We start from the raw sequence: 26,739 nt of genomic DNA on the forward strand, positions 1-26,739 counted from the left end.
CATGGCGCGCATCCTCATCGTCGACGACGACCCGGCGCTGCTGCGCCTGCTGTCGCTGCGGCTGCGCGGCGAAGGGCATGAAGTGCTGGAAGCCGTCTCGGGCGAAGCCGCACTGGCGAAGCTGGACCACGAGTTGCCGCAGCTGCTCATCACCGATCTGCGCATGGCCGGCATGGACGGCCTGCAGCTGTTCGAAGCCGTGCACCGCCGCCACCCGCTGCTGCCCGTGCTGATGCTCACGGCGCACGGCACCATCCCCGACGCGGTGAAGGCGCTGCAGCGCGGCGTGTTCGGTTATCTCGCGAAGCCCTTCGAGGCACGCGACCTGATGGTCGAAGTCGACCGCGCACTCGCCGCGTCGCAGGCACTGGGCGCCAACATTCCCGTGGACGGCGCCGAGGGTGACGCGGGCGAGGCCTGGCGCGAATCCATCCTGACGCGCAGCCCGCGCATGCAGCAGCTGCTGGCCGAGGCGCGCATGGTCGCGCAGAGCGATGCCTCGGTACTGATCCAGGGCGACAGCGGCACGGGCAAGGAGCTTCTCGCGCGCGCGATCCATTCGGCCAGCACCCGCGCGCGCGAGAATTTCGTCGGGGTCAACTGCGGTGCGATCCCGGAGAACCTCGTCGAGTCGGAGCTGTTCGGCCACGTGAAAGGGGCGTTCACGGGCGCGGTGCGGGACCGCCCGGGCCTCTTCGTCGACGCCCAGCGCGGCACCATCTTTCTCGACGAGATCGCCGATCTTCCGCTCTCGATGCAGGTCAAGCTGCTGCGCGTGCTGCAGGAACGCGAAGTGCGTCCGGTGGGCGCAGAGCGCAGCGTGCGGATCGACGTGCGGGTCATCTGCGCGTCGCACCGCAAGCTCGAGGACGAGGTGGCGGCCGGGCGCTTTCGCGAAGACCTGTTCTATCGCCTGAACGTGGTCAACCTGGTGCTGCCCCCGCTGGGCGCGCGGCGGGAGGACATCGCGTTGCTGGCGCAGCATTTCATGGCGACGCTGGCGCAGCGCTATGGCAAGCCCGTCACCGCGTTTGCGCCGGGTGCCATGGAAATGCTGGTCGGCGCCGCGTGGCCGGGCAATGTTCGCCAGTTGCAGAACGTCGTGGAAAAGTGCGTGGTGCTGGCCACCTCGCCCTTGCTCGACACCGGCCTGGTCCAGCGCGCGCTGTCGAATGCCGTCGGCGAAATGCTGCCCTTCGATGAGGCGCGCCGGCAGTTCGAGCGCGACTACCTCACCCAATTGCTCAAGCTCACCGCAGGCAACGTGAGCCAGGCGGCGCGGCTCGCGCGCCGCAACCGCACCGACTTTTATGCGCTGCTCGGGCGCCACCAGCTGGAACCTGCAGCCTTCAAGCAAGGCGCGTGACTTTTGCACCCCCGCGACTGTCGGCAAACGCCGACAACGCAAGCCCTTGATCTGAAAGCGAATCCGCTCTGCCGGCGGCAGCCCTGTCGGCGTTCGCCGACACCCCGCCCGAGCCGCTGCTTCGTAAGCCGTTGATTCCATTGGGTTTGCCTCATGGCACGCCTCTTGAGTGTCAAAACGGCATGAAACACTTCAGCCTCCTGCGCCTCGCGCGCCGTCTCGACCGCTTCAACTGCGCCCTGCTCGCGGCGTTGGCGGCCATGGCGCTCACTGCATGCGGCAACGGCCCGCAACCCGCAGCGGCATCGAGCTCGCTTGCGAGCGGCGTGCAGCAGATCCTTCACGCAAGCGAATCAAGCACAGCCGCCGCGCGCAGTGGCGAACGCGTCGCGCGGAGCCCCACGACTTCTTATCAAACCAACGAGGAACATCCATGAGCCCCCAACAAATCGACCTGGTCCAGCGCAGCTTCAACGAGGTCAAGCCGATCGCTGCCGCAGCAGCAGCTCTCTTCTACAAGCGCCTGTTCATGCTCGATCCGAGCATTCGCCCCATGTTCAAGGGCGAGATGACGAAGCAGGGCCAGATGCTGATGAGCATGATCGGTGCGGCCGTCGTGGGCCTGCGCAATCTGGAGAAGCTCGCGCCGGTGTTGCGGCAACTGGGCGCTCGCCATGCCGGCTACGGCGTGAACAGCGCGCACTACGTCACTGTCGGCAGCGCGTTGATGTGGACGCTGGACGAAAGCCTGGGCGACAAGTTCACGCCCGAAGTGCGCGATGCGTGGGCGGCCGCGTACGACCTGCTCTCCGACGTGATGGAACTGGGCGCCATGGAACCGGCCGAAGCCCGGCGCGCCGTCATGGCGGCCTGAAACCTGAGGCTCATTGGGGCCCCACAATCGCCGGATGCGAATCCAGCTGCTGTCCGACCTCCACCTCGAAGTCCACCCGAACTACCAGCCACGCCCGGCACCCGATGCGCAACTGCTGGTGCTCGCGGGAGACATCGGCTCCTACCAGACAGGAAGCCGGCTCGCCGGTGACGACTTCGGGCTGGAGCGGTTCTCGCCCAAACTCGGCTGGCCGGTGCCGGTGCTGTATGTCCCCGGCAACCACGAATACGACAACCTCGACTTCGACGCGACGCACCTGCGCCTGCGCGAAACCTGCGAGCGCCTGGGCATCACCTGGCTGGAGCGCGAAGTTCTCACCTTCGGCGACGTGCGCTTCATCGGCACCACGCTGTGGGCCGATTTCGAAGCGCTCATCACCGACTCCGACCGCCTCGCGGGGGAAACGCGTGTGCTCGCCAAGCGGGAAAAGGCGTTTCGCGCCGCCAACTACTACCTGAAGAAGATGAGCGGCATGCGAGCCGGCGAGCCCTTGCTGGCCCCGGGCTGGCGCGAGTTGGCGCTGGAATGCGAGCAATGGCTACGCGCCGCGCTCGCGACGCCTTTCACCGGCACCACCGTGGTGGTGACGCACTTTGCGCCCACACTGCGCAGCGCCGATCCGCGCTACGGCCTCACGCCCGGCACAGCGGGCTTTTGCAACTCTCTTGATGAGCTGCTGCCCCTGGCGCAACTTTGGCTGCACGGACATCTGCATTGCCAGCACGACTATATCGCTGAGGGCTGCCACATCGTGGCCAACACCTTGGGCTATGCCGCGCGCGGCGAGCAGGAAGGCTTTCGCGAGCAACTCGTCATCGAGGTTCCTTCGCGCAACGCGTGAGGGACTGGCGGAGAGGCGCGCAAAGGCGCAGAACTTGCATCGACGCTGCCAGCAGGCGTTCCTGTGAGATTTCGCACCGCGCTGGCGCGCGTGCATACAACTGCAGCTAATTCTTTACACCCGGGACGTGCCGCGAACACAGGTCGCGTGAAACACTTGTCGCACCATCAAGGAGGCAGGCATGGGAAAAGCAATCTTGACCCCGACGCTCGCGTGGCTTGCCGCCGTCACCGGCGCACTCGCGCTTGCCATGGCCACCCCCAGCGAGTCTCACTTCATGGGCCGCCTTCCCACCCTCACTGCCAAACGCCTCGACCAGCAACTGGTGACGCTGCCGCACGGCCTGCCCGCCGAACGCACCTTGGCACTGGTGGCCTTCAATCGCAGCCAGCGCGCCGAGATCGACAGCTGGATCCAGGGCCTGCGGCTGGGCCACGACCCGAGCATTCCCTGGTTCAAGATGCCGGTGTTCAACGACCCCGGCAGTGAAGTGGCGCGCAACGACCTGCAAAACCAGATGCTCGCGCGGCACCCGGCCGGGGCCGACCTCTCGCGCCTGGTGCCCGTGTTCACCGACCGCGATGCGTTCATTCGCGCTGCCGGCCTTTCGGGCACCGAGCACGCCTGGGTGCTGGTGCTCAATCGCGAAGGCAAGGTGCTCGCGCGCGCCGAGGGCCTGTACGACGAAGCCAAGGCTCAGGCCTTGCGCGAAACCCTGCTGGCGCAGGGGGACTGAGCCGGCGCTACCCCACCGACAGCGCGCCGCCCGCGGCCTGCATCAGCGCGCTCGTCAGTGAATCGAGCACTTCCGATTCGAGGTTCCAGCAGTGCCAGTAGAGCTGGATGGGCAGCGTGTACGCCGGCGCGATGTTCACCAGCTGGCCCTGCTCCAGCAGCCCGCGGGCCAGCAATTCCGGCACCACGCTCGCGCCCCAGCCGGCGAGCACCGCGCGCACCTGGCCTTCTGAGCTGGGCACGAACAGCTGGTTCAGCGTCACCCGCTTGAGGCCGAAGGCCTTGCCCACGAACTCGCTCTGCATGTCGTCCTTGCGATTGAACGCGATGAACGGATGCTCGCGGAAATTGTGCGGGCCGAGGCCCTTGGGGAAGTGATCCCGCGCGAACTGCGCCTGCGCCACCGCCACGTATTCCATCGCGCCCAGCGGCACCACTTTGCAGCCGCGCAGCGCCTGCTTGAGCGTGGTGACGCAGCCGAGCACCTGCCCTTCACGCAGCCATTCCTGCGTGAAATCCTGGTCGTCGGTGATGATCTCCATCGGCAGCCCCTGGCGCGCCAGGTCGTTCAGCGCGGGCAGCGCCCAGGTGGCGATGCTGTCGGCGTTGATGGCGATCGAGATCCGCTCTTCCTCGCGCGCGCCGCCGGTGGAGCTGGGCGCCAGTTCCTTCAGGTCCCGTTCCAGATCGGCACGCAGCAGGCGCATCTGCTTGGTGTGTTTCAGCAGCAGCTGGCCTGCCGACGTCGGCCGAAGCGGCCGGCTGCGCACAATAAGCACGGTGCCGATCTGCGCCTCCAGCGCGCGCAGCCGCTGCGAAACCGCCGATTGGGTGATCGAAAGCCGCTGCGCCGCGCGCTCGAATCCACCCTCTTCCACGATGGCGGCGAGGCACTCCAGGGCGTCCGGGTCGAATGTGCTCATAGGGGCTCCGTTGTATTAGAAAACCTGATGTTTTCCGTAAGAGTTTAATTTCTCTTTTAATTGCGCACAAGTTCCCACACACTCCGATGCCATGAAAATCCTAGTCTTGGGCGCCGGCATCATCGGCGTCAGCACCGCGTGGCACCTGCTGGAGCAGGGGCATGACGTGACCGTCGTCGACCGGCAGCCGGGTGCGGCGCAGGAAACCAGTTTCGCCAACGCAGCGCAGATCTCGGTCAGCTATTGCGAACCCTGGGCCAACCGCCACGCACCGGCCAAGCTGCTCAAATGGATGTTCCGCAACGACGCGCCGCTCTTGTTCCGTCCGCAGATGGATTGGCAGCAGTGGCGCTGGGGCCTGCAGTTCCTCGCCCAATGCAACGACGCTGCGTTCGAGCGCAACGTGCAGCAGCTCGTGGCGCTCGGTGCGTACAGCCACGCCGCGCTCAAGGCTGTGGTGAGGGCGACCGGCATCGACTACAACCGCCTCGAGCGGGGCATTGCCCACTACTACACCGACCAGGCGTCGTTCGACGATGCCGCGCAGGCCGCGCAACTGATGCAGAAGTACGGCGTTCACCGCAAGGTGGTGAGTACCGCCGAATTGCTGAAGATCGAGCCGGCCTTCAAGTCTTTTGCGCACCGCATCGTCGGCGGAACGTATACCGCCAGCGACGAGAGCGGCGACGCACGCCTTTTCACCGAACAGCTCGCCGCGCGCTGCGCGGCGCGTGGCGCGCAGTTCCTCTACGGCCACGACATCGAGCGGCTGGAAAAAGCGGGCGGCACCATTGCCGCCGTCGCGGTGCGCGACCGGGCTACCGGAACGCAGCGGCGCCTTGCCGCCGACGAATTCGTGGTGGCCTGCGGCTCCTACAGCGCGCCGCTGCTGCGCAGCGTGGGCGTCGACCTGCCGATCTACCCCGGCAAGGGCTACAGCGCGACGTTCCGCTTGAAGAAGCCCGAGCTCGCACCCTACGTCAGCACGATCGACGACGAAGTGAAGTGCGCTCTCTCGCGCATCGGCGACGAGTTGCGCGTGGCCGGCACCATCGAACTCGGCGGCTTCGACCTGTCACTGGACAGCCCACTGGCGAAGGCGCGCTGCCGCATGCTGGCCGAACGCGTGGAGGCCGTGCTGCCCGGCGTGTGCGACACGCGCAGCGAAGAAGAAGGCGGCAACCCGCGCTTCTGGACGGGCCTGCGGCCGGCCACGCCGACCAACATCCCCTACATCGGCCGCACGAAGGTGGGGCGCCTGTGGGTCAATGCGGGCCACGGCACGCTGGGCTGGACCCACGGTGCCGGTTCGGGCAAGGCGATGGCGGAGTTGATCGGCGGGGAGCGGCCGGAGATGGCGTTCAAGTTCTACGGCGTAGATGCGCCGCAGCGTGGCTATTCGCCACGCACCGCGTAATCACTCGTCTTTTTCACCCGGTTCGTACAAGGTTTCGCGGCCCATCCGGTCGAGCACCAGCTCCGCCGTCCACGGCAACATCAGCGAGCCGCAGCGGCTGTCGCGGTAGATGCGCTCCAGCGGCAGGTGCTTCATCATGCTCTGGCCGCCGCACGTGCGGATCGCCAGACGCGCGATGTCGTTGGCGCCTTCCATCACGCTGTAATGCGCGGCGTAGAGGCGCATGCGCGCATCCTTCGACGGGTTCGGCCCGGCCTCCAGGATGGCGCGCGTGAACAGGCTCTTCATCGCTTCCAGCTGGATGCGCATCTGCGCCACCGCGATCTGCTTGGTGGGGTACATGCGGCGCTTGACGGGCGGCTCGCCTGGCACCTCGCCGCGCAGGTAGCTCACCGTGAAGTCGTAGGCCGCATTGGCCTGCCCGAGGTAGGTGGGCGCGAGTGTGAAGAACATCGCGGGCCAAGTCTGCGCGCCCATGAAGTAGACGCCGCGCGGCATGAGCTGCTCGTCGTCGGAGACGAACACCTCCTTGAACGTGAGGTTTCGGCTCACGGTGCCGCGCATGCCCAGCGGATCCCATTCACCGCTGATGGCAAGACCCTCGCTCGTGGCGGGCACGGCCAGGTACAGCGTGTCGCGCGCATCGGGATGCTGGTCGCCCTTGTCTTCCGTACACAGCACGCCGTAGTAGTCGGCCGCGCCGGAGAGCGAGGCGAAGATCTTGCGCCCGTTCACCACCCAGCCGCCTTCGACCTTGCGCGCCGTGGTGCCGAAAGGCGCACGGCCCGCCGCCGCGGCGCTGCCTTCGGAGAACGGCTGTGCGTACACGGCGCCGTCCTTCACCACCCGCTTGAAGTGCAGCTCGCGCCGGCGCGCATGCTCGGCGCGCTGCGCGTCCGTCATCGCGATGCCGTCGGCCAGCACGCCCGTCCACATCGTCGAGCAGATGTGCATGTTGTAGGTGAGCGCGGTCGCGCCGCAGAAGCGCCCGATCTCGGCCGCCACCATCATGTAGGTGGCGTAGTCGGCGCCGAGGCCGCCGTGAGACTGCGGCACGCACAGCGCCAGCAGGCCCGCGCCGCGCAGGTCTTCGTAGTTAGCGAAAGGAAAAGTCGCGGTCTTGTCCCACTCGGCGGCGCGTGGCGCGAATTTCTCGCGCCCCAGCTCATGGGCCAGCGAGAGTAGCGAGCGCTGCTGCGCCGTGAATGCCAGGTCGCCGACGGCGGGCGTGAAGCTGAGGGTGGGCAAGGCGTCCATGGTGAATCCTTCGTACGGATCGGATCAGTGCAGCAGTTCGCGCGGCAGCGCGAGGAAATTGAGCAGCATGGAGTCGAAGTCATCGGGCGCTTCGAGGTTCTGCAGATGCCCGATGCCGCGCATTTCCATGTAGGTGCTGTTGGGAATCGCATCGGCCATCTTGCGCATCACCGCCGGCGGCGCGTTGCGGTCATGCTCGCCGGCGATCATCAGGGTGGGCACGCGAATCTGCGTGAGGTTCGCGCGCCGGTCGAAGGTGACGATCGCTTCGAGTGCGCGGCGGTAGGTGGACGCGGGCACCTGGCTCATACAGACGGTGGCCAGGCGCACGCCTTCGGGCAGGGAGCCTGGGCCGACCATTTGCGGCACCAGCACCTGCGCCAGCTCGGTCATGCTCTTGCCGGCGTCCAGCGGCGCAGTGCGCTGGGCGATGAATTCGCGCTGCCAGTCGCCATCGGGTTTGCCGAACGACGGCGACGTGCCGCACAGCACCAGCCGGTTGACCAGCTCGGGCCGCCGCGCCATCACCTCCTGCGCCACCATGCCGCCCATGCTGTGGCCCACCAGTGTGAGGTCCGCGCACTGCAGGCTTTCGATGAGGGTCACGCAGCTTTGGGCCAGGCCCTTGAAGTTGTAGGGTTCGATCGGTGCGCTGTGGCCGTAGCCCGGCATGTCCCAGGCGACGGCCCGATAACCGGACGAAGCGAGCGTCTCGACTTGCGGCGCGAACGCCAGGTGCCCGCCGCCGATGCCGTGCAGCATCAGCACCGTGGGGCCGCTACCGAGTGTGGTGAAGGTCGGGATGTTCGTCACAGCACCTTTCCGTTGTCCACGACCGCGACCCCATCCAGCGTGACCGTGCAATTGCGAAGCGGCAAGTCGAAGTGCCCGCGCGTGTGGCGGCCCGCCACCTCGTTCGCGCCGGTGCTGTAGAGAAAGTTACCGGAGAACGCACGCAGCTCGGTGCCGTTGAAGTCGCGCTTGTCGTACAGCGCCATGCTGTCCCAGCGCGCCGCCGTGTTCAGGCCGTAGCCGACGTGGCTCACCGCATACGCGTCTCTATCGCCCCAGGCCGCGATGTAGCTGCGCATCAAATCGGCGTCGACACCCGTGCCTTCGATGCGCGTGACGTAGTCGTTCTCGATGCGCAAGGTGATCGGTCTTTCGATGTAGCGTTTGAAGGTGAGATTGACGTCGCCTTCGGCCAGCACCAGCGTGCCGTTCACGCAGCCCGCGCCGGGAAAGGCCAGCGCCAGGCCACCGGGCCAATGCGTCATGGTGCCGGGCTTGCTGGTGTAGCCCCAGTTGCCGCCGCAGGTGGCGCCCGTCATGGAAATATCGAGCTCGGTTCCTGCGGCCGACGTCACCCGCATCGCCTTCGCGGCGCGCAGGCGCTTGACGTGATCCTTCACCAGCGGCTCCAGCGTGTCGTCCGGCACCAGCCGCACCAGCGCTTCCGGATGCTCGTTGCTGACGTAGAGCACGCGCGCGCCGCCCTTCAGGATGGCGGGCAGTTCGGGCGCGTGCATCAAGCCTTCGACGGTGCAGTCGACGACCAATGTGCTGGAGGCCAGCGCCGCCAGCACGGGCGCCATTTGCTGCAAGGCGGTGGAAGCGCCGGTCGAGCGCACCGGCGGGCCGGCTTCGAACGGGGTGGGTACGCAGATTTCGAACACCTGGCAGCCTATCCGGGCTGCCGCGAACCGCGCCAGTGCCGGCAGCTCCGCGCGGGTCTGGCTTTCGCACAGGACGGCCACCGTGTCCCCGGGCCGCAAGGCGCAGCGCGACAACACGGCGTGAAAGGCATCGACCCAGGCGGGCTCCAGGTGGGACTGCAACATGGCTCTCCGGTTTCGGTCCATAATACATGAAAATTCATGCAATCAGGCCGATGAACCCGCCCCGCAAAGCCCAGCCACCGAGCTTCTCCACCCAGGAATTCCGCTCGGCCCTCGGCATGTTCGCCACCGGCGTCACCATCGTCACCGCGCGCACGCCCGATGGCGAGGTGATCGGCCTCACGGCCAATTCCTTCAACTCCGTGTCGCTCGACCCGCCGCTCGTGCTGTGGAGCCTGGCGCAGGCCGCGGCGTCGCTGCCGGCGTTTCGCGCGGGCTCGCATTACGCCATCAACATCCTCGCGAAAGACCAGAAAGCCCTGGCCGAACGCTTCGCGCTCAAGGGCGCGGACCGCTGGGCCGGCGTGAGCTTCACCGACGGCATGGGCGGGGCACCCTTGCTCGAAGGCGCATCGGCCAGCTTCGAATGCTTCAACCGCAGCCGCTACGAAGAAGGCGACCACGTCATCTTCGTCGGTGAGGTCGAGCGCTGTACCTGGCGCGCCGGCACTTCGCCGCTGCTCTTTCACGGCGGCCGCTACTACACCGAGCATCCGATCTAGATGACCGCACCGCGCTTCGTCGAAGACTACCTGGGTTACCTGCTCGGGCAGGCGAATCACGCGCTTTATAAAGACTTCGATTCGCATGTGCGCGCCGCGGGGCTGAGCTCCATCGAATGGCGGGTGCTGGCCACGCTGCACGACGGGGACCCGCTGACGGTGAGCCGACTCGCCGAAGAAGTGTTAGCCAAGCAACCGACCGTAACAAAACTTGTGCAGCGCATGAGCGACCAGGGATGGGTCGTGCTGCAGGCTGACCCGGGCGACCAGCGCCGTACCTTGGTGGTGGCCACGGCCGCCGGCAAACGCCTCGTTCGCCCTCTGGTCGAGAAGGCGCGCACGCAAGAAGCCACCATGCTGCGGGCCCTCGCCGGCCCCGAAAAAGCGGCCCTCAAGAAGCTCCTGGCCAAGCTCGCGCGGGGCTGATTTTCCGGCCTGTGTCATGGCCCCCTGTCAGTTCTGACAGGATTGCAGCGCAATGGATGAGGTGCCTACATTGGTCCGCCCAACAGGAGCGGCCCATGAATCGAACCGAACTTTCCAGGCACCAGCGCCTCACGATCGCCACACTGAAAAACAGCCTGCGATTGGCCACGCGCATCAGCGACGACATGCTGGAACTGGTGCGCACCTACGCCCGACTTTCCGAGACCGGCTACGTGCAGTTGCCGTTCATGCTGGAGAAATCCCGGCGCGTCCCCAGCCCGCATTTCTGGGTATCGCTGAAGGATGGCGACAGCATCATCGCTCTCGCGGCCTATCGCACGATGCAGAACGGTCCGCACCCTCAAACCTGCGCGGCTTTCATGGCCGATGGCGGGCTCTACCCTTCGCAGGGCGGCAAGCCCGAAGCGTACCTGCGCGCCCGCGGCCCGATGCTCGAACCTCACGCGCGCTTCGGCTATCTCGGTGCGGGCTGGGTTCACCCGCGCTGGCGCGGCCACAACCTGGCCGGGTACATCTCGCGCATCGTCTTTGCGGAAGCCGTGTTGCGCGCCGAGCATGAGCTGGCCCTGATGTCGGTGATGACGTTCGAACCCATGTTCAGGAGCGGCATGAACCAGCGCGCCAGCGGCTGGCACCATGCGCATGTGGACCTGATCCTCGACGGATGGCTGGCGGCATTGGAGAAGGACGTGCGCATGTATTTCTCGCACAACTCGCTGCAAGAGCAGGACGCCCTGTACGGCATGGAGCTGGAGTACCTGGATGCGGGCGAACAGGTGCCCTGGCTGCGCCGGCACGACAAAACCTCCGTCGATTCGCTGCTGGCCACGGCCGCCGTGTCCTGAAGGAGGCCCCATGTCATTGCCTTCCTACCGCATCCGTTCGCGGCGCGAGCTGGTCGAAGCCCTGCTGCCGTTCGCCGCACCTGACACGCGCCGTGGCGTGCTGCTCTTTTGCGTCGACTACGGTCTGTTCCTGCTGGGCACCGCCCTGGCGCTCCTCGCGTCGCACCCGGCGCTGCGCATCGCGGGCGCGCTGCTGGCCGGGTTCAAGATGAGCACGCTCTACGCGATTGCACACGACGCCGCGCACAACACGCTGACGGCGTCGCGCGGCCTCAACAAGGCCATCGGCATCGTGGCCTACCTCACTGGCTTCTACAACTACCGCCTGCGCCTCTACGACCACTTGCTGCGCCACCACCCGCTGGTCAACGGGCCGCAGCCCGACGCCTACCGGCCGATGACTTTGGCGCAATACCGTGCGTGCCCACTTTGGCGTCGCGCGTGGGAGCGCTTCATCCGCTCGCCCAACCCGCTGGCATTGATGGCGTATGGCGCTGTGTCGCGCTTGTTGAAGTCCGAGGTCTTCCCCAAGAAGACGATGCCGCTCGCGGTGCGGCGCGAAGCCTGGCTCTACGCCGGGCTGATGGGCGTGTACCTGTGCGGCTTCATTGGCCTCATCGCCCTCGCCAGTGCCGGCAGCTGGCTGGTGTTTGCGCAGAACCTGTTCTTCGCCCTGGTGTTGCCTTTCCTGGCGTTCCAGGCCTGGATGGCCATCGTCGTGTACTTCCAGCACACGCATCCGGCGGTGCCATGGTTCGAAGAAGGCGACGAGCGCCACCGCGGCTTCGGTGCCGAAGAATTAAGCGTGCACATGGCGATGCCCCGCGCGGTGAGCGCGCTGCTCCACCACGCCTACTGCCACGCCGCCCACCATGTGTGCCCCAGCATTCCCTGCTATCGGCTGTACGACGCGCAGCAGCGGCTCGACCAGCTGATGGGCGCGAAGGCAGCGGTCGTTCCTTTCCGCGCGGGCACTTTGCTCGACGTCTTCCGGCGCTGCAAGCTGTACAACTACGAAGCGCACTGCTGGACCGATTTCGAAGGCTGGCCGACTTCGCCCAGCCTGGTGCCGCTGCGCAAGCGCGCGTCGCGCTCGGCCAACCAGAGCGACTTCCAGCAACTGGCGCGGGCGTGAGCGTTGCCGGCGGCGCGCTACGCGCTCGCCGATAGCACGCTAACATCGCCCCGATGATCGCCCGCAAGAACCACCTCGACACGCTCGCCGTCTCATTGCTGCTTGTCTGCTGCCTGTTCTGGGGCTTCCAGCAGATCCTGATCAAGACCACCGTGGGCGAGGTGCCGCCACTCTGGCAAGCGTCATTGCGCTTCGCGGGGGCCACCTTGCTGCTGTGGATCTGGTGCGTCGTGCGCGGCGTCAAGCTCTTCACCCGCGACGGCACATTGCGCGCGGGCCTGTTGGCCGGCGTGCTCTTTGCCGGCGAGTTCAGCTGCATCTACCTGGGCCTGCGTGACACCACGGCCTCGCGCCTCACGGTATTCCTCTACACCTCGCCTTTCGTGGTGGCGCTGCTGCTGCCGCGCTTCGTGCCCGCTGAAAAGCTGCGGCCGGTGCAGTGGGCCGGCCTGGTGATCGCTTTCGTCGCGGTGGCGGTGGCGTTCAGCGAAGGCTTCGCGGGCGGAAGCACGGCACGCCAGCTGCGTGGCGACGCGCTTGCGCTCGCGGCCGGCGTGTTGTGGGGACTCACCACGCTCGTGATCCGTGCTTCGGCCATGGCCACGGCCAGCGCCGAGAAGACGCTTTTCTACCAAGTGGCGGTCACAACCGTCGTCGCGCCATTTCTCTCGCTCGCGCTGGGCGAGACCTGGTCGCTGGACTATTCGGCGCAGGCCTGGGGCTCGCTCGCGTTGCAGACGGCCATCGGCGCCTTCGCGAGCTACCTCACCTGGATGTGGATGCTGCGCCACTACCCGGCCACGCAGATGTCGTCGTTCACCTTCCTCACGCCCGTGTTCGCGCTGGTGTTCGGCGTGCTGCTGCTCAAGGAGCCTCTCACACTGCAGCTGATGCTGGCGCTGTGCGGCGTGGCCGCCGGCATCGTGCTCGTCAACCGGCGGGCGCCTGCTCTTTCGCGATGAGCTGATCCAGCGTGCGGCGGAAATGCGCCAGCGGCGCATCGGCCACCACCGCCAGCAGCTTGAGATCCGAATCCTCATCCATCGCGCGCTGCGAAGGTGCGGGCCTTCATGGACGCCGCGACTTCCGGCGGCAGCCGCTTGCGCCGCTGGTCGGCGAGAATGGCCCCATGAGATTTGAATACACGCGTCAAGGCGGAAGTGGCCTGACCTATGACATCGAGGTCGACCGGCACGGCAGCTATGCGATCAGGCTGAACGAGAAGGTGCTCAAGCGTGTGACGGCTTTACCCAGCTACGTCGGCAAGCCCCGATGGGGCAGCAAGAAGCTCGAGGCGGACGCGGCGGGGGATGCGAAGAAGGCGATCGAAGCGTTCAAGACGGACGCGGGCTAGCTGACCGGACCCCAGTCCAACGCGATGCGCGACAATCGGGATCGGGACGATCCGTCCCGTGCGGCCATTCGCGAAACCCTATGACGCCGGAACAACTTCTGCTGAATGAATGGCGAATTGCAGCCAAGGCGGCCGCGGCCGCCGAACGGCTGGTGGCCGAAGCATACCTTCGCTACTTCAACAACAGGGGCAGCGAGCCCAGTCTGGCCGACAAAGACGAAGCGGAACGAAAGCGTCAGATTGCCGATGACCTGTACCTGATCGTCATCAAGGGGCACGCCGCTCCTCCGGGCGCCAGCAACTGCTGAGTTCGTGAAGCTGGAGAACTGTTAGCTCAACTCAAGCGGCTGGACGCCGACCTCTGCGCAATGCGCGCGGTACGCCCTGGTGCACCACGCCTTGGTGGCCGGCGCGGGCATTATTGGTTTGCTGTCGCGCCCTTTGGCAGCCGCGGACGTGGCGAAGGGCCGCCTGGTGGAAGTTCTTGCGCCGTTCGCTTCCACCGGGGTTCACACGATGTTCGCTGTCTCGCTGCCCAGCCGGCGCAATGCCGCCCGGGTGCGGGCCGTCATCGACTTCCTGCACGAAACGGCCCGCCGGCAGTGGGCCTTGACCCCTGCCTGAGAGCGGAGTGCGGCGCCCCCTCCCGCGTCAGCGCATGAACCTGCCGCCGCGCCCGATGGTCGTCACGTCGATGAACTCGGAACCGATGTGATCGAGCGGGCCGTAGCGGATGCTGAATCCACCCATGTCCCAATCACGGATCGATTCCAGGCCGGCGATGAGCCCGTCGCGTGTCGGTGTGCGCCCGGCACGCTTGAGCCCTTCGACGAACACCTTGGCGGTGAGGAAGCCTTCCATGCTGGAAAAGTCGAAGGCCGTGTGGCCGGCCTCCGTCATCGTCTGCTGGTATTCGCGCACGATGGGAATGGAGCCTCCGTACGGGAAGGGCACCACCTGCGAGATCACCACGCCCGCGCCGGCGTCGCCCAGTTCATCGGCCAACGCCTTCGAGCCGACGAAGCTCACGTTGAAGAACTGGCCGCCGAACCCCTTGGCCCGCGCTTGCTTGATGAAAGCGGCGCATGACTTGTACGCGCTGATCTGCACGATGGCGTCGGGCTGCGCCGCGAGGATCGTCTCGAGCGATTTCGCGACGTCGACGGTATTGCGTTCCACCGTGCCCGTGGCCACGAGCTTGAGCTGCCGCCGGGCCAGTGCGCGTTCGACACCGTCCAACCCCGTCTTGCCGTACGCGTCGTTCTGGTAGAACACCGCGATCTTCTTGAGCCCGAGGTTCGTCAGGTGTTGAACGATGCGCTCGGTCTCGTCGAAGTAGCTGCCTCGCACGTGGAACACCTGGCGGTTGAACGGGGTGCGCAGGGCTTCGGCCCCGGTGAACATGCCGACCAGCGGCACCTTGGCTTCGGTGAGGATCGGCACCGTCGCGATGCCGGTGGGCGTGCCCACCGAGCCGATGAGGGCGAAGACGTTGTCCTCCTCGATCAGCGCCTTCACGGCCGCCTTGGACTTCTCGGGCTCATAGCCGTCGTCGCGCGTGACGAGCTTGAGCTGGCGCCCGTTCACGCCGCCCTGGGCGTTGACCGATTTGAAATAGGCTTCGATGCCGACTTTCAACCGCTCGCCGAGCTGTGCGGCCGCGCCGCTGAATGCGGCGAATTGCCCCACCACGACCTGTTTGTCGGTGATGCCGGCCTGGGCCATCGCTTGCGACGATGCAAGCGCACTGCAAAGGATCAAGCAGCGCAACGCGTGCCGAAGGATGGGGGTTCGGGTTCTGGGGGTACTTCTCATGAGACGGAATGGGATGCTTTGCGCATCGGTGGGAAAGGAACACTCGGCCAAACTACTTTACGCCGCACCCGGAAGCAAGCATCTGTGTCCAGGAGGCTGCGGGGGCCGACCGGCGGGAGTGCAGCGTCTGAATCCGCCCACAGCCAACGGCGCTGATGGGAACGAAAAGCTTCATATCGCTGCGTTGAGCGCCCGATCTGAAAAACAATTTCAGTTTTTGCCGGCATTTCTACGGGTTTCCCCTAAAAACGACCTATTCCGGCCCAATTACCCTTCAGATCTGAAATTTCCGTTCACTTCCAGGAGATTGGCATGAAGCGTGGACTCTCGATGCACCGGCGCACGGCGCTGTCGTCCCTTTTGGCGCTCGGCGCGGCGGGAGCGGGCTTCGTCCCTGCCCACGCACAAGGCAAATCGGCGCTGAACCTGGCCATGGTGGCCGAGCCGCCGACGCTGGACATCCAGTCCACGCCGGCCGACCTGGTCTGCATCATCATGCAGCACGTCTACGAGCCGCTCTTCACCTTCGACGCGAAAGCCGCGCTGGTGCCGATGCTCGCCGAATCCATGCCGAAGATTTCGGCCGACGGCAAGCTGTACAGCATCACCCTGCGCAGCGGCGTGAAGCTGCACAACGGCCGCGATCTCAACGCCGAGGACGTCGTGGCGAGCCTGAAGCGATGGATGGAGGTGTCGCCGCGCGGCAAGTCGGTGGCGGGGCAAGTGGCGGACCTTTCCGCCAAAGGCCCGCTCGCGGTCGACATCAGCATGAAGAATGCCTACGCGCCGTTGCTCTCGCAACTGGCGATGGCCTCGGGCATGGCGGGCATCATGGCCAAGGAAAGCATCGCGCAGCCGCTGCGCGAATACGTCGGCACCGGCCCGTACAAATTCACCGAGCGCAAGCCCGACCAGTACGTGCTGTTGACCCGCTTCGACAACTACTCGGCACGCAAGGAGCCGGCCAGCGGCTACGGCGGCAAGCGCGTGGCTGTGGTGGACGAATTGCGCTTCGTGCCCGTGCCCAATGCCAACACGCGGGTCGAAGGCGCACTGGCCGGCCAGTTCCACTACGCCGACCTGCTGCCGATCGAGGCGCTCAGCCGCCTCGAAAAAGCCAAGGACAAGGTCGTGCCCCTGATGACGCAGTCGTTCGGCTTTCCCTACCTGGTGCTCAACACCAAGGAGGGCTCGATGATGAACGTGGCCATGCGCAAGGCCTTCCAGACAGCCATCGGCGAAGGCGAAATGCTGGCGGCAGGCTTTGGCGACACGCGCTTCTTCATCGCGGAAGGCAATCACTTCCCCAAGGGCACGCCCTTCTATTCCACCGCAGGCACCGACCGCTACAACGAGCGCAATGCGGCCAAGGCCCGGACGCAGGCGGAGCAAGCCGGCTACAAGGGCGAGCCGGTGCGCATCCTCACCAGCCGCCAGTACGACTTTCACTACAACATGGCGCTCATCATGGCCGAGCAGCTCAAGCGCGCCGGTTTCAAGGCCGAACTCAACGTGGTGGAGTGGGCGACGTTGTTGCAACGCCGCGCCGATCCGAAGTTGTGGGACATCTACATCACGCATTCGGGCCTCTTCCCCGAGCCGATGCTGTCGCCGCCGCAGTTGGGCGACGGTGCGCCGGGCTGGTGGACTTCGCCTGCGAAGGTGGCCGCGCTGGCCGCGTTGAACCAGGAGCCCGATCCGGCCAAGCGCGGGCCGCTGTGGGGCAAGGTGCAGCAGGTGGTGTATGACGAGGTGCCTTATGTCCACGTCGGCAAATTCGCGAGCCTGTCGGCGCGCGCGCCTTCGTTGCAGAACTACAACCCCGCGACCTACCCGTTCTTCTGGAACACCAGCCTGAAGAGTTGACGACCCTGCGCCCCGCGAAAGCGCCGCCCGAATGACGCGTTACCTGTTGTCCCGCCTCGGCGGCATGCTGGTGGTGATGGCCATCGTGGCGGTGCTGGTGTTCATCCTCACGCGCGCGGCGTCGGGCGATCCGATCGCTGTTCTGCTGGGCGACCAGGCCACGGCGGAAGACATCGCACGCGTGCAGAAGGTCTATGGCCTGGACAAGCCCTTGCCCGTGCAATTCGCGTTGTGGCTGAACCAGCTGGCGCACGGCAACCTGGGCGAATCGATCTTCCTGCAGCGACCGGTGACGCAGGCGTTGTGGGAGCGCGCGGAGCCCACGGCGTTGCTGTCGCTGCTGGCGATCACCATCGCCACCTTGATCGGCGTGCCCTGCGGCATCGTGTCGGCCGTGTACCGCGGCAAGATGATCGACCAGGTGTTCACCGGCTTCGCGATGCTCGGCGCCAGCATCCCGAGCTTCTGGCTCGGCCTGGTGCTGATGCAGATCTTCGCGGTGTCGCTCGGCTGGTTTCCGGTCTCGGGCTATGGCGGGCCGGGCGCCTCGCTGGCCGCGCGCGTCTGGTGCCTGGTGCTGCCCGCCGCCGTGCTGGGCTTGCTGAATTCGGCGCTGATCATCCGCTTCACGCGCGCGTCGATGCTGGACGTGCTGGGCGAAGACTACGTGCGGACGGCGCGCGCCAAAGGTCTCGGCGAAGACGTGGTGGTGCTCAAGCACGCGCTGCGCAATGCGCTGGTGCCCATTGTCACGGTGATCGGGTTGACCGTGGCGCTCCTCATCGGCGGCGCGGTGGTCACCGAGACCGTGTTCGGCCTGCCGGGTGTCGGCAACCTTGTCGTGAGTGCCGTGATCCGGCGCGACTACCCGGTCATTCAGGGTGCGCTGCTGGTCGTGGCGGCGATCTACGTCGTCATCAATTTCCTGATCGACCTGCTCTACACGGTGCTCGATCCACGGGTGAAAATATGACCCACCCCCGAAGCGCCTGCGGTGTTGGAAAGGGCATGCCCTGACATGCAGCTTCCCCTTATCCTGCAAAAGCTGTTCCGGCGCCGCATCGTCATGGGCGCGACCATCGCGCTCGTTCTGGTCGTGCTCGTGTCGGTTTTCGCGGGCGTGCTGAGTGGGTTCGACCCGAACGAGACGGCCGTGAGCCAGCGGCTTTCCAGCCCCTCATCCGTCCACATCCTGGGCACCGACGAACTGGGCCGGGACCTGTTCACGCGGATTGCATTCGGCGGACGCTATTCGCTGACCATCGCCCTGTTGACGGCCATCGGCGCCATGGTGATCGGCACGCTGTTCGGTTTGATCGCGGGATTCTTCCGCGCCCTGGACGCGCCGGTGATGCGCGTGGTGGACGCGATGATGTCGTTCCCCGACATCCTGCTGGCAATCGCGCTGGTGGGCATCCTCGGGCCGTCGATGCTGAACGTCGTGCTGGCTCTGGTGCTGGTCTACACGCCACGCGTGGCGCGTGTCGTGCGCGCCTCGACGCTCGTCGTGCGCGAGTTGCTGTTCGTGGAGGCGGCGCGCGCGATAGGCATCTCGCAGTTCCGGATTCTGTGGCGCCACGTGCTGCCCAACCTCATGTCGCCCGTCCTGGTGCAGGCGTCGTTCATCTTCGCGTATGCCATCCTGGCCGAAGCTGCGCTGTCGTTCCTCGGCGTGGGCGTGCCGCCGGAGATTCCGACCTGGGGAACGATGGTCGCGGGCAGCCAACAGTACGCGCACCAGGCGTTGTGGATCGTGTTGTTCCCGGGTTTGGCGATCATCGCCACGGCCCTGTCGTTGCAACTCGTAGGCGACGGCATCCGCGACCTGCTCGATCCGCGTTTGCGGAAGTCTTTATGAATCGACTTGAAGTGCGCAACCTCAGCACCTCGTTCGAAACCGAGGAAGGTGTGGTTCGTGCTGTCGCCGACGTCGACTTTTCGATCCGCAGCGGCCGGACCACGGCGCTGGTGGGCGAATCGGGCTCGGGCAAATCGGTCACCAGCCTCACGCTCATGCGCCTGTTGCCGCGCACCGCGGCGACGCGCGTCGATGGCCAGGCGCTGTTCGTCAATCGCGCCGGCGAGACGGTCGACTTGCTGCAACTGCCCGAGGCGCAGATGCGCCGTGTTCGCGGCAATGAAGTAGCGATGATCTTCCAGGAGCCGATGACCAGCCTGAACCCGGTGCTGCGCATCGGCGAGCAGATCGCGGAGTCGCTGCGCCTGCACAAGGGCATGGACGGCGCGGCGGCGCTGGCGCAGGCGCTGCGCTTGCTGGAACTGGTGGAGATTCCCGCCGCGCCGCAGCGGCTGCACGAGTACCCGCACCAACTGTCCGGCGGCATGCGGCAGCGCGTGATGATCGCGCTCGCAATGGCCTGCGACCCGGCGCTGCTGATCGCCGACGAACCGACCACTGCGCTGGACGTGACGATCCAGGCGCAGATCCTCGCGCTGATGCGCAGTCTGCAGGCCGAAACCGGCATGAGCATCCTGTTCATCACGCACAACCTGGGCGTGGTTGCGCATCACGCCGACGATGTGGCCGTGATGTATGCGGGCCGCGTCGTGGAAGCAGCGCCGGTCGAAGACCTGTTCGCGCGGCCGCAGCATCCCTACACCCAGGGGCTGCTGGCCTGCCTGCCGGGGCACCAGCGCGGCAAAGCGGCGGGCGCGGCATCCGGCAAGCGGCGGCTGTATGCCATTCGGGGCCAGGTGTCCAGCCCGCTCGCCCCGCCGCCGGGCTGCGCCTTCGAGCCGCGTTGCGACCGGGCCATCGGAGCCTGCAAGGACGCGATGCCCGCGTTGGTCGTCGACGAAGCCGGGCGGGGGATGCGCTGCATCGTCCCGGCCGTGGCCAGGATCGGGGAGGACGCATGAACGGCGCGACGCCGCTGATCGAGGTGCGCAACCTGCAGAAGTTCTTCGGGCCGGCATCGCGCCCGGTGCGCGCGGTGGACGACGTCTCGTTCGAAATCCACAGCGGCGAGACGCTGGGCCTGGTCGGCGAGTCGGGTTCGGGCAAGAGCACCATCGGGCGGGCGCTGCTGCGCCTGGTCGAAAGCACCGCCGGCAGCGTGAAATACCGTGGCGAGGACCTCGGCAGTGCCTCGGACAGCCGCATGCGGTTCTTGCGCAGCAAGTTGCAGATCATCTTCCAGGACCCGTATGCCAGCCTGAATCCGAAGATGCGCGTGCGCGACATCCTGGGCGAAGCGCTGCACACCCATTCGCTGGTCAAGGGGAAGGCCGCCACCGCCGATCGCATCGCCGAGCTGTTGCGCCTGGTGGGGCTGCAGCCCGAGCATGGCGCGCGCTTTCCGCATGAATTCTCGGGTGGCCAGCGCCAGCGCATCGGCGTCGCCAGGGCGCTGTCGGTGGAGCCCGAATTCATCGTCGCCGACGAGCCGCTGTCGGCGCTCGACGTGTCGATCCAGGCGCAGGTGGTCAACCTGCTGTGCGACCTGCGCGACCGGCTGTCGCTCACCATGCTGTTCATCTCGCACGACCTGGATGTGGTCGAGTACCTGTGCGATCGCGTCGTGGTGCTCTACCTCGGCCGCGTGATGGAAGTGGCGCCCACGCAAGACCTGTTCGCGCGGCCGCTGCATCCCTACACCCAGGCGCTGCTCGCCGCGTCGCCGACGCCCGACCCGCAGGTCAAGACAATTCACATCCCGCTGAAGGGCGACATCCCGAGCCCGGTGAATCCGCCTTCGGGTTGCGTGTTCCGCACGCGTTGCCCTTATGCGATCGACGCCTGCGCCCAGACGCGGCCGGAGCCTCGCGCGATGGGCGGCGGGCGCTTCAAGGCCTGCATCCGCGACGACATTCCCTCATTGGCGCCCCCATGACATCCGGAAGTACAACCATGGTCCCCCGCGTCCTCGAAAAAATTGCCGCGATCATCGACCGCGCCCCCGCCGCCCGCCGCGCGGTGCTGGCGCTGATCCTGGAAGACCCGCAGCGCGTGCTCGACGAAACCTTCGAGACGCTGGCCCAGCGCGCCAACAGCTCGGTGCCCACGATCATGCGCACCTGCCGCGACCTGGGCTTTCCGGGGCTGCGCGAATTCAAGCTGGCGCTGGCGCAGGAACTGGCGGTGGGCGGCTCGCCGCTGAACCGGCGCGTGCGCATCGACGACGACACGCGGCAGGTGATTGCCAAGGTGACGCGCGGCGCGGCCACGGTGATCAACAGCGTGCAGGCGCAGCTGGATGCCGGCGCGGTGGAGCGCGCGGCCAACGCCATCGCGACGGCCACGCGCGTGGACTGCTACGGCGTCGGCGTCACCTCGAACTTCATGGCGTCGGACCTGCAGGCGCGCCTCTACCGGCTCGGGCTCGCGACCAGCAGCTACCTGGATCCGCACCTGCAGTTGATCTCGGCGGCCACGATTGGCCCGCAAGGCGTCGTGATGGCGATCACCTACGTCGGCGGCATGCCTTCGTTGCTGGAAGCCGTGGATGTGGCCCGCTCGCAAGGCGCGACCATCATCGGGCTCACGCAACCCGGCAGCAAGCTGGCCGAACTGTCGGACATCGTGCTCGCCGTGGAAGTCGCGCCCGACCCGGTGATGCCCGTCGGCCCCGAGGCTTATCTCGCGCACCTGACGGTCATCGAGATTCTCACCGTGCTCGTGGCGCAACGCCTGGGCGACAAGGCGATCGACCGTCTCGCGAACATCCAGCGCACGCTCGAGACGCGGGGTCACGACATTCAGCACCACGCGCGGATCGATTGGGAAGAGCCGGCCAACGGCACCAACGGAAGCACGCCATGACGCGCGCGACCTTGCTGGAGAACGGGCTCGTGGTCGATGGTACCGGCGACCCGGCGACAGAACAGGACGTGCTGATCACCGGCGACAGGATCGCGGCCGTCGGACCGGGCCTGCGCCACCAGTTGCCGGCGGGCCTTACCCTCGCCGACATCGACGTGCGTGATTGCGCGGGCCTCGCGATCGCGCCGGGCTTCATCGACGTGCACACGCACGACGACGCGATCGTCCTCAACGCGCCTGGCATGTTCCCCAAGCTCTCGCAAGGCGTGACGACGGTCGTCACCGGCAACTGCGGGCTGTCGGTCGCGCCTTTCGTGGTGGATGAACCGCAGGGGGCACTGACGCTGCTTGGCAATTCCTTCAAGTACCCGACCATCGACGCGTATGCAAAGGCGCTGGCCGAGGCCGAGCCCGCGGTCAACGTCGCGCCCTTGATCGGCCACACCACACTGCGCTACGCCTGCATGGGCGACCTCACGCGCCCTGCATCACCTGCCGAACTCGAGGCGATGTGCAAGCTGCTCGACGAATGCATGGCGCAAGGCGCCATCGGCATGTCGTCCGGCCTGTTCTACGCCGAAGCCATGCCCGCGCCGGCCGACGAAGTGACGCAACTCGCACGCGTGGTGGCCCGGCATGGCGGCGTGTACGCGACCCACATGCGATCGGAGATGGCGACGATCCTCGAAGCCATGCACGAGGCGAGCGACTGTGCCTTCGACGCCGGGGTGCCACTGATCATCTCGCACCACAAGTGCGCCGGCCCCGCCAACTGGGGCCGCACCGCCGAGACCTTGCCCCTCATCGAAAAACTGGCCGAGCGGCAGGCCATCTCGATGGACGTGTACCCGTACGTCGCCGGCTCCACGGTGCTGCGCGAAGACCTGGTGGACGAGATCATTGACGTGATGGTGAGCTGGTCGGCGCCTTTTCCCGAAATGACGGGGCGCATGCTGGCGTCGATCGCCGCGGAGTGGGGCGTGACGCAGAAGGAAGCCTGCATCCGGCTCAAGCCGGGCGGCGCCTGCTACTTCCAGATGCACGAGGACGACGTGCGGCGCGTCGTCAGCCACCCGTTCAGCATGATCGGCTCCGACGGCCTGCCGCACGACAGGCACCCGCACCCGCGCCTGTGGGGCGCTTTCCCGCGCGTGCTGGCGCGCTACTGGCGGGAGCAGCAGCTGTTCACGATGGAACTCGCCGTCCACAAGATGACGGGTTTGTCGGCGCGCAACTTTCGCTTGCACCAGCGCGGGCAGATTCGCGCGAACTGGTTTGCCGATGTGACGGTGTTCGACCCGCTGCGCATCCGCGATGTCGCGACCTACGAAAACCCCCTCGCCCAGTCCGAAGGGGTCGAGATGGTTTTTGTGAACGGTGTGCTGGGCATCGACTCGGGTAGGGCGACGCGCAGCCACGCGGGGCGATTGCTGCGGCGGCAGGGGGCAAGGAGTTAGTGTCCAGTGCTGCGGATCTCTTTGGCGCCGCCCTTCTGAGAGAGCGGCGCTCTTTGACCTCGCGGCAACACCGTGCATGGCCGGGCCGCGGCGTGCCTGCGGTGGTGCACCGATGTCCGAGCGGACTGCGGAAGCGCCGGCACGCCCCCGGGGGCGCGCCAACAGTGTCTCTGCGAAGCTGTGCGTGGGCGGGCTGTGGCGCGAATAAAGCACAGGCGCTTGCGGCGGGGGACCACGCGACCCAGCACGGCTTCAGCCGTGCGACCGTTTCATGCTCGCGAAAACTGTTTGACCGGAGCGCAGCGCAGGGAGTTTTTTCGCGCGGGTCGCGGGGTCTCCCGGCGCAAGGGATTCGGCAGGAGACTCGCGAAGCGAGCGATGCCGAACGCCGTAGCCATCGCGCCGCAGCCCGCCCACGCACAGCTTCGCCCGGCGGCCCAAGAACACAAAAAGTGAATTCATGGATTGCGCGTCAAGCCCGCAATGCTCGACCTCGGCGCCGCCTGCGCTCATCCGCTCCGGGCTCGCGGAGGCCGGCCCCGCCGCAACGTCACCGAAGGCGTTTCACCGAAGGCGCGCCCATAAGCGGCTGCGAATTCGCCCACATGGGGAAAGCCGAACTCCAGGGCCACGTCGGCCACGCGCAAGTCGCCGCGTGCGGGCTTCTCCAGCGATTCCCGGGCCGCGTCCAGGCGGCGCTGGCGCAGCCAGGCGATGGGGCCCGCCGCATGGTGCGCCTGGAATGCGGCGAACAGCGAGCGGCGTGACACGCCGCTGGCGGTGCAGACCTCGTCCACGCTGACCGGCTCGCGCAACCGCTGCAGCATGAACTCCTCGGCGAGCCGCACCACACGGGGCGCGGCTGTATTGACTTCGCCTTGGAGCAGGAAGCGGTGGTTGTGGTCATGCTGTGTGAGCAGGACGGAGGCCACACTGGCCGCCAATGCCGACTGCGCATACTCGCGCGCCGCGCTGCCCAACGGCAGCCTGGCCACGCTTTCGCCCAACGTCACCAGCGACATCCAGCTGGCCGCGAGCGCGGGCGACTCCGGCATGGCGTGCTCGAAGAACAGGGGCGCGGTGAGCGGCCGGCCGGAAATTCCCTGCCACGCGCGCGCCAGGAAAGCGGCGTCGACGCGCACCAGCAGCTGGTCGAAACCTTCAAAGGCTTCGATCTCGAAACTGCGCAAGGGATTGAACACGCCACCGGCGCCTCGCGTCAGTGGATGCACATGCGAATCCTGCCGCACCCGCGCCGCGCCCTGGATGGGCAAGGTGACGAGGTAGTAGCCCGACAGCGATTCCGTCCTGGGCACCAGGGATGTATGCGCGCCCCAGCTCATGCGGTCGAAGGACACCGGGCCGAACGGCACGTGGTCGTGCGTGAAATGAAAAGAGCCGGCGGCGCGCAACCGGCGCATGCGCGCGGAGCCGAACAGCCGGGCTGAAAGCTCGTTGGACTGATCGACGTCCAGGCAGTCCGCCAGGCGAAGCCCGGCGATCCGGTGGCCGCCGAATTCGATCTGGGAAGGCAGGGTGGGCACGCACATGCACTCACTGTCGGCCCGCTGCCGTCGCCCTGCAATGGCAGAAACGCCCATTCTCGATGCACCAAAACCGTCATCGTGCACCATTCCGATAGCGGCGGGCGCGTTGCCGCGCAATCCTTGGGTTGTTTTTGGAAACAACCCCATGTATCTCACCCAAGGGCTGCACCGTTCCCTGCAGCGCCATTCGGGCAAGCAAGCCCTGGTCCATCTCAGCGGACACGCCCGCCGGCAGCAGACTTTTGCCGAGCTCGCGTCCACCGTGGCGCGGCAGGCCGCCGCACTGGCCGCCCATGGCGTTCAAGCGGGCGACCGCGTGGCGCTGCTTGCGCCCAACACCGATCACTTCGTCGAAGCGTTGCTGGCGTGCTGGTGGCTTGGCGCCGTGGCCTGCCCGCTGAACATCCGCTGGAGCGTGGTCGAGTTGGCCGACGCCTTCGCCGACAGCGGCGCGGCTCTGCTGTTGGCCGATGAATCGCTCGCACACATGGTCCCCAAGATCGAAGCGCCCGTAGTCGCCTTGGAGACGTTCGCCGCGCAAGCGCGCGAGCACGCCGAGGTCGAGGACACGCGCACTGGAGGCGACTCGCTGGCCGCGCTGCTCTACACGGGCGGCACAACCGGCCGCGCCAAGGGTGTGATGCTGTCGCACGCCAACTTGTGGGCGTCCTGCCTGGCGCGCGGCGCGGAGCTGCCCAACTCACCGGATTCGGTGGCACTGCTGGTGGCGCCGTTGTTCCACGTCGCCGGGCTCAGCCGGCTGATTGGCCAGCTCGTCGTGGGCGGCACGTGCATGACGCTCGCCCGCTTCCAGCCTGATCGCGTGTTGGACGCCATCGAGCACGATGGCGTGAGCGACATCGTCGTGGTGCCCACGATGCTGCAGTCGCTGCTGGATGCGCCCGAGTTCCGGTCGGAGCGAGTCCGGGGGTTGACGCGCGTCGCGTTCGGCGCGGCACCGATGCCGCCGGACCTGCTGGAGCAGGCACTGGTTGCATTGCCTCAAGCCGAGTTCTTTCAGGCCTACGGCATGACAGAAACCGCAGGCGCGGTGTGCATGAATCCTCCCGCCAACCACCGTGCAGGCGCTCGCGCCAGCGGCCTGGTGAATTCGGTGGGCCGCGCCGGCCTGGGGGCCGAGATTCGCATCACCGACGAGGAAGGCCGCGAGCTGCCACGCGGCGGCGTGGGCGAAATCGCCTTACGCGGCCCGATGGTGATGCAGGGCTATTGGCGTCAGCCGGACACGACGCGGGCGGCGTTCCGCGACGGGTGGCTGCGCACGGGCGATGCCGGCCGCATGGACGAAAGCGGCCACCTCTTCATCGTCGACCGCATCAAGGACATGATCATCAGCGGCGGCGAGAACGTGTACAGCGGTGAGGTGGAAACCGTGCTGCGCGGCCACCCCGCGGTGGCGCAGGCGGCCGTGGTCGGCGTGCCGGACCCGCGCTGGGGCGAGGCCGTGCATGCGGTGGTGGTGCTGCGACCCGGCGTGCCGGCGGCCGGCGACGCGTTGACCGACTGGTGCCGCACCCGGCTGGCCGGCTACAAGTGCCCGCGCGCCTTCAGCTTCGTGCCCGAACTGCCGATGTCGGGCGCGGGCAAGGTGCTCAAAAGCGTGCTGCGCCAGCAGGTGCGCGGATGAAGGCGCG

Annotated in this window: 28 protein-coding genes and 1 pseudogene; 22 read left to right on the top strand and 7 right to left on the bottom strand. The window is 66.8% G+C overall.

Annotated elements, in window-relative coordinates:
• Position 1 precedes the first annotated feature (1 nt).
• The 5 genes from EEB15_RS25675 (at position 2) to EEB15_RS25695 (ending at position 3,838) form a co-directional block, all read left to right on the top strand.
• Positions 2-1,366, top strand: a complete 1,365-nt coding sequence (locus EEB15_RS25675; RefSeq protein ID WP_141512805.1) for a sigma 54-interacting transcriptional regulator — start codon at positions 2-4, stop codon at positions 1,364-1,366.
• 182 nt (positions 1,367-1,548) lie between these two features.
• Positions 1,549-1,803 carry a hypothetical protein gene (locus EEB15_RS25680; protein ID WP_141512806.1) on the top strand — a complete coding sequence of 85 codons (255 nt, stop codon included), beginning with the start codon at positions 1,549-1,551 and terminating at the stop codon, positions 1,801-1,803.
• Positions 1,800-2,240, top strand: a complete 441-nt coding sequence (locus tag EEB15_RS25685; protein WP_141512807.1) for a globin family protein — start codon at positions 1,800-1,802, stop codon at positions 2,238-2,240. Before EEB15_RS25680 ends, EEB15_RS25685 begins: the two co-directional genes overlap by 4 nt.
• A gap of 34 nt (positions 2,241-2,274) precedes the next feature.
• A complete protein-coding gene (locus EEB15_RS25690) occupies positions 2,275-3,102 on the top strand; it encodes a metallophosphoesterase (RefSeq protein WP_141512808.1) in 828 nt (275 codons plus the stop codon).
• A 181-nt stretch (positions 3,103-3,283) separates the two neighbouring features.
• Entirely contained in the window at positions 3,284-3,838 is a 555-nt protein-coding gene (locus tag EEB15_RS25695) for a hypothetical protein (protein WP_141512809.1), read from the top strand.
• Between the two features lie 7 nt (positions 3,839-3,845).
• Here the strand turns inward: EEB15_RS25695 and EEB15_RS25700 are convergent, their stop codons facing one another.
• The gene (locus tag EEB15_RS25700) at positions 3,846-4,760 is read right to left on the bottom strand and encodes a LysR family transcriptional regulator ArgP (protein ID WP_141512810.1); all 915 of its coding nucleotides are present in this window, start codon (positions 4,758-4,760) and stop codon (positions 3,846-3,848) included.
• Positions 4,761-4,851: 91 nt separating this feature from the next.
• Here EEB15_RS25700 and EEB15_RS25705 point away from each other — a divergent pair, with 91 nt between their 5' ends.
• Entirely contained in the window at positions 4,852-6,177 is a 1,326-nt protein-coding gene (locus EEB15_RS25705; protein ID WP_141512811.1) for a D-amino acid dehydrogenase, read from the top strand.
• On the opposite strand, the gene EEB15_RS25710 is transcribed toward EEB15_RS25705, so the two are convergent.
• From EEB15_RS25710 to EEB15_RS25720, 3 genes are read right to left on the bottom strand one after another with little or no spacing between them, the layout of a single operon-like run.
• Entirely contained in the window at positions 6,178-7,434 is a 1,257-nt protein-coding gene (locus tag EEB15_RS25710) for an acyl-CoA dehydrogenase family protein (protein ID WP_370283901.1), read from the bottom strand.
• 24 nt (positions 7,435-7,458) lie between these two features.
• Positions 7,459-8,247 (bottom strand): alpha/beta fold hydrolase, encoded by a 789-nt coding sequence (locus EEB15_RS25715; RefSeq protein ID WP_141512812.1) that lies wholly within the window; start codon positions 8,245-8,247, stop codon positions 7,459-7,461.
• Positions 8,244-9,275 carry a peptidase M29 gene (locus EEB15_RS25720; protein WP_141512813.1) on the bottom strand — a complete coding sequence of 344 codons (1,032 nt, stop codon included), beginning with the start codon at positions 9,273-9,275 and terminating at the stop codon, positions 8,244-8,246. The genes EEB15_RS25715 and EEB15_RS25720 overlap by 4 nt, the downstream gene beginning before the upstream one ends.
• 50 nt (positions 9,276-9,325) lie before the next feature.
• On the opposite strand from EEB15_RS25720, the gene EEB15_RS25725 reads away from it, so the two are divergent.
• The 8 genes and pseudogenes from EEB15_RS25725 to EEB15_RS25760 all read left to right on the top strand — a co-directional run.
• The gene (locus tag EEB15_RS25725) at positions 9,326-9,835 is read left to right on the top strand and encodes a flavin reductase family protein (protein WP_141512814.1); all 510 of its coding nucleotides are present in this window, start codon (positions 9,326-9,328) and stop codon (positions 9,833-9,835) included.
• On the top strand, positions 9,836-10,261 hold the full coding sequence (locus EEB15_RS25730; RefSeq protein ID WP_141512815.1) for a MarR family winged helix-turn-helix transcriptional regulator: 426 nt from the start codon (positions 9,836-9,838) through the stop codon (positions 10,259-10,261).
• Between the two features lie 95 nt (positions 10,262-10,356).
• Positions 10,357-11,127 (top strand): hypothetical protein, encoded by a 771-nt coding sequence (locus tag EEB15_RS25735; RefSeq protein WP_141512816.1) that lies wholly within the window; start codon positions 10,357-10,359, stop codon positions 11,125-11,127.
• A 10-nt stretch (positions 11,128-11,137) separates the two neighbouring features.
• Positions 11,138-12,262 carry a fatty acid desaturase gene (locus tag EEB15_RS25740; protein WP_158290232.1) on the top strand — a complete coding sequence of 375 codons (1,125 nt, stop codon included), beginning with the start codon at positions 11,138-11,140 and terminating at the stop codon, positions 12,260-12,262.
• A gap of 53 nt (positions 12,263-12,315) precedes the next feature.
• On the top strand, positions 12,316-13,224 hold the full coding sequence (locus tag EEB15_RS25745) for a DMT family transporter (RefSeq protein WP_141512818.1): 909 nt from the start codon (positions 12,316-12,318) through the stop codon (positions 13,222-13,224).
• A 167-nt stretch (positions 13,225-13,391) separates the two neighbouring features.
• Positions 13,392-13,616 (top strand): hypothetical protein, encoded by a 225-nt coding sequence (locus EEB15_RS25750; protein ID WP_141512819.1) that lies wholly within the window; start codon positions 13,392-13,394, stop codon positions 13,614-13,616.
• A gap of 80 nt (positions 13,617-13,696) precedes the next feature.
• Positions 13,697-13,924, top strand: a complete 228-nt coding sequence (locus EEB15_RS25755) for a hypothetical protein (RefSeq protein ID WP_141512820.1) — start codon at positions 13,697-13,699, stop codon at positions 13,922-13,924.
• Between the two features lie 55 nt (positions 13,925-13,979).
• A pseudogene (locus EEB15_RS25760) lies at positions 13,980-14,240 on the top strand (LysR family transcriptional regulator); the annotation flags it as partial.
• A gap of 27 nt (positions 14,241-14,267) precedes the next feature.
• On the opposite strand, the gene EEB15_RS25765 reads toward EEB15_RS25760, so the two are convergent.
• Positions 14,268-15,341 carry an ABC transporter substrate-binding protein gene (locus EEB15_RS25765; protein WP_141512821.1) on the bottom strand — a complete coding sequence of 358 codons (1,074 nt, stop codon included), beginning with the start codon at positions 15,339-15,341 and terminating at the stop codon, positions 14,268-14,270.
• 402 nt (positions 15,342-15,743) lie between these two features.
• Here EEB15_RS25765 and EEB15_RS25770 point away from each other — a divergent pair, with 402 nt between their 5' ends.
• Genes EEB15_RS25770 through EEB15_RS25800 form a run of 7 tightly spaced genes read left to right on the top strand, consistent with a single transcriptional unit; the run spans position 15,744 to position 23,537 of the window.
• On the top strand, positions 15,744-17,297 hold the full coding sequence (locus tag EEB15_RS25770; protein WP_141512822.1) for an ABC transporter substrate-binding protein: 1,554 nt from the start codon (positions 15,744-15,746) through the stop codon (positions 17,295-17,297).
• Between the two features lie 31 nt (positions 17,298-17,328).
• Complete coding sequence (locus EEB15_RS25775) at positions 17,329-18,270, top strand: ABC transporter permease (RefSeq protein ID WP_141512823.1); 942 nt, start codon at positions 17,329-17,331, stop codon at positions 18,268-18,270.
• Between the two features lie 45 nt (positions 18,271-18,315).
• Positions 18,316-19,155 carry an ABC transporter permease gene (locus EEB15_RS25780; protein ID WP_141512824.1) on the top strand — a complete coding sequence of 280 codons (840 nt, stop codon included), beginning with the start codon at positions 18,316-18,318 and terminating at the stop codon, positions 19,153-19,155.
• Positions 19,152-20,177: an ABC transporter ATP-binding protein gene (locus EEB15_RS25785; protein ID WP_141512825.1), complete on the top strand. Its 1,026-nt coding sequence runs from the start codon at positions 19,152-19,154 to the stop codon at positions 20,175-20,177. Before EEB15_RS25780 ends, EEB15_RS25785 begins: the two co-directional genes overlap by 4 nt.
• On the top strand, positions 20,174-21,151 hold the full coding sequence (locus EEB15_RS25790) for an ABC transporter ATP-binding protein (protein WP_141512826.1): 978 nt from the start codon (positions 20,174-20,176) through the stop codon (positions 21,149-21,151). The genes EEB15_RS25785 and EEB15_RS25790 overlap by 4 nt, the downstream gene beginning before the upstream one ends.
• Positions 21,152-21,168: 17 nt before the next feature.
• The gene (locus EEB15_RS25795) at positions 21,169-22,080 is read left to right on the top strand and encodes a MurR/RpiR family transcriptional regulator (protein WP_141512827.1); all 912 of its coding nucleotides are present in this window, start codon (positions 21,169-21,171) and stop codon (positions 22,078-22,080) included.
• Positions 22,077-23,537 carry an amidohydrolase family protein gene (locus EEB15_RS25800; RefSeq protein WP_141512828.1) on the top strand — a complete coding sequence of 487 codons (1,461 nt, stop codon included), beginning with the start codon at positions 22,077-22,079 and terminating at the stop codon, positions 23,535-23,537. Before EEB15_RS25795 ends, EEB15_RS25800 begins: the two co-directional genes overlap by 4 nt.
• A gap of 252 nt (positions 23,538-23,789) precedes the next feature.
• Here EEB15_RS25800 and EEB15_RS33810 read toward each other — a convergent pair whose 3' ends face one another.
• Together EEB15_RS33810 and EEB15_RS25805 are read right to left on the bottom strand one after the other, a co-directional pair.
• On the bottom strand, positions 23,790-24,050 hold the full coding sequence (locus EEB15_RS33810; protein ID WP_158290233.1) for a hypothetical protein: 261 nt from the start codon (positions 24,048-24,050) through the stop codon (positions 23,790-23,792).
• Positions 24,047-25,087, bottom strand: a complete 1,041-nt coding sequence (locus EEB15_RS25805; protein ID WP_158290234.1) for a helix-turn-helix domain-containing protein — start codon at positions 25,085-25,087, stop codon at positions 24,047-24,049. Before EEB15_RS25805 ends, EEB15_RS33810 begins: the two co-directional genes overlap by 4 nt.
• A 142-nt stretch (positions 25,088-25,229) precedes the next feature.
• Between EEB15_RS25805 and EEB15_RS25810 the strand changes: the two genes are divergently transcribed.
• Positions 25,230-26,732: an AMP-binding protein gene (locus EEB15_RS25810; RefSeq protein ID WP_141512830.1), complete on the top strand. Its 1,503-nt coding sequence runs from the start codon at positions 25,230-25,232 to the stop codon at positions 26,730-26,732.
• Positions 26,733-26,739 lie beyond the last annotated feature (7 nt).

Origin of the sequence: Ramlibacter sp. WS9 (assembly GCF_003797765.1) — a bacterium.
In the GTDB taxonomy this organism is placed as follows: domain Bacteria; phylum Pseudomonadota; class Gammaproteobacteria; order Burkholderiales; family Burkholderiaceae_C; genus Ramlibacter.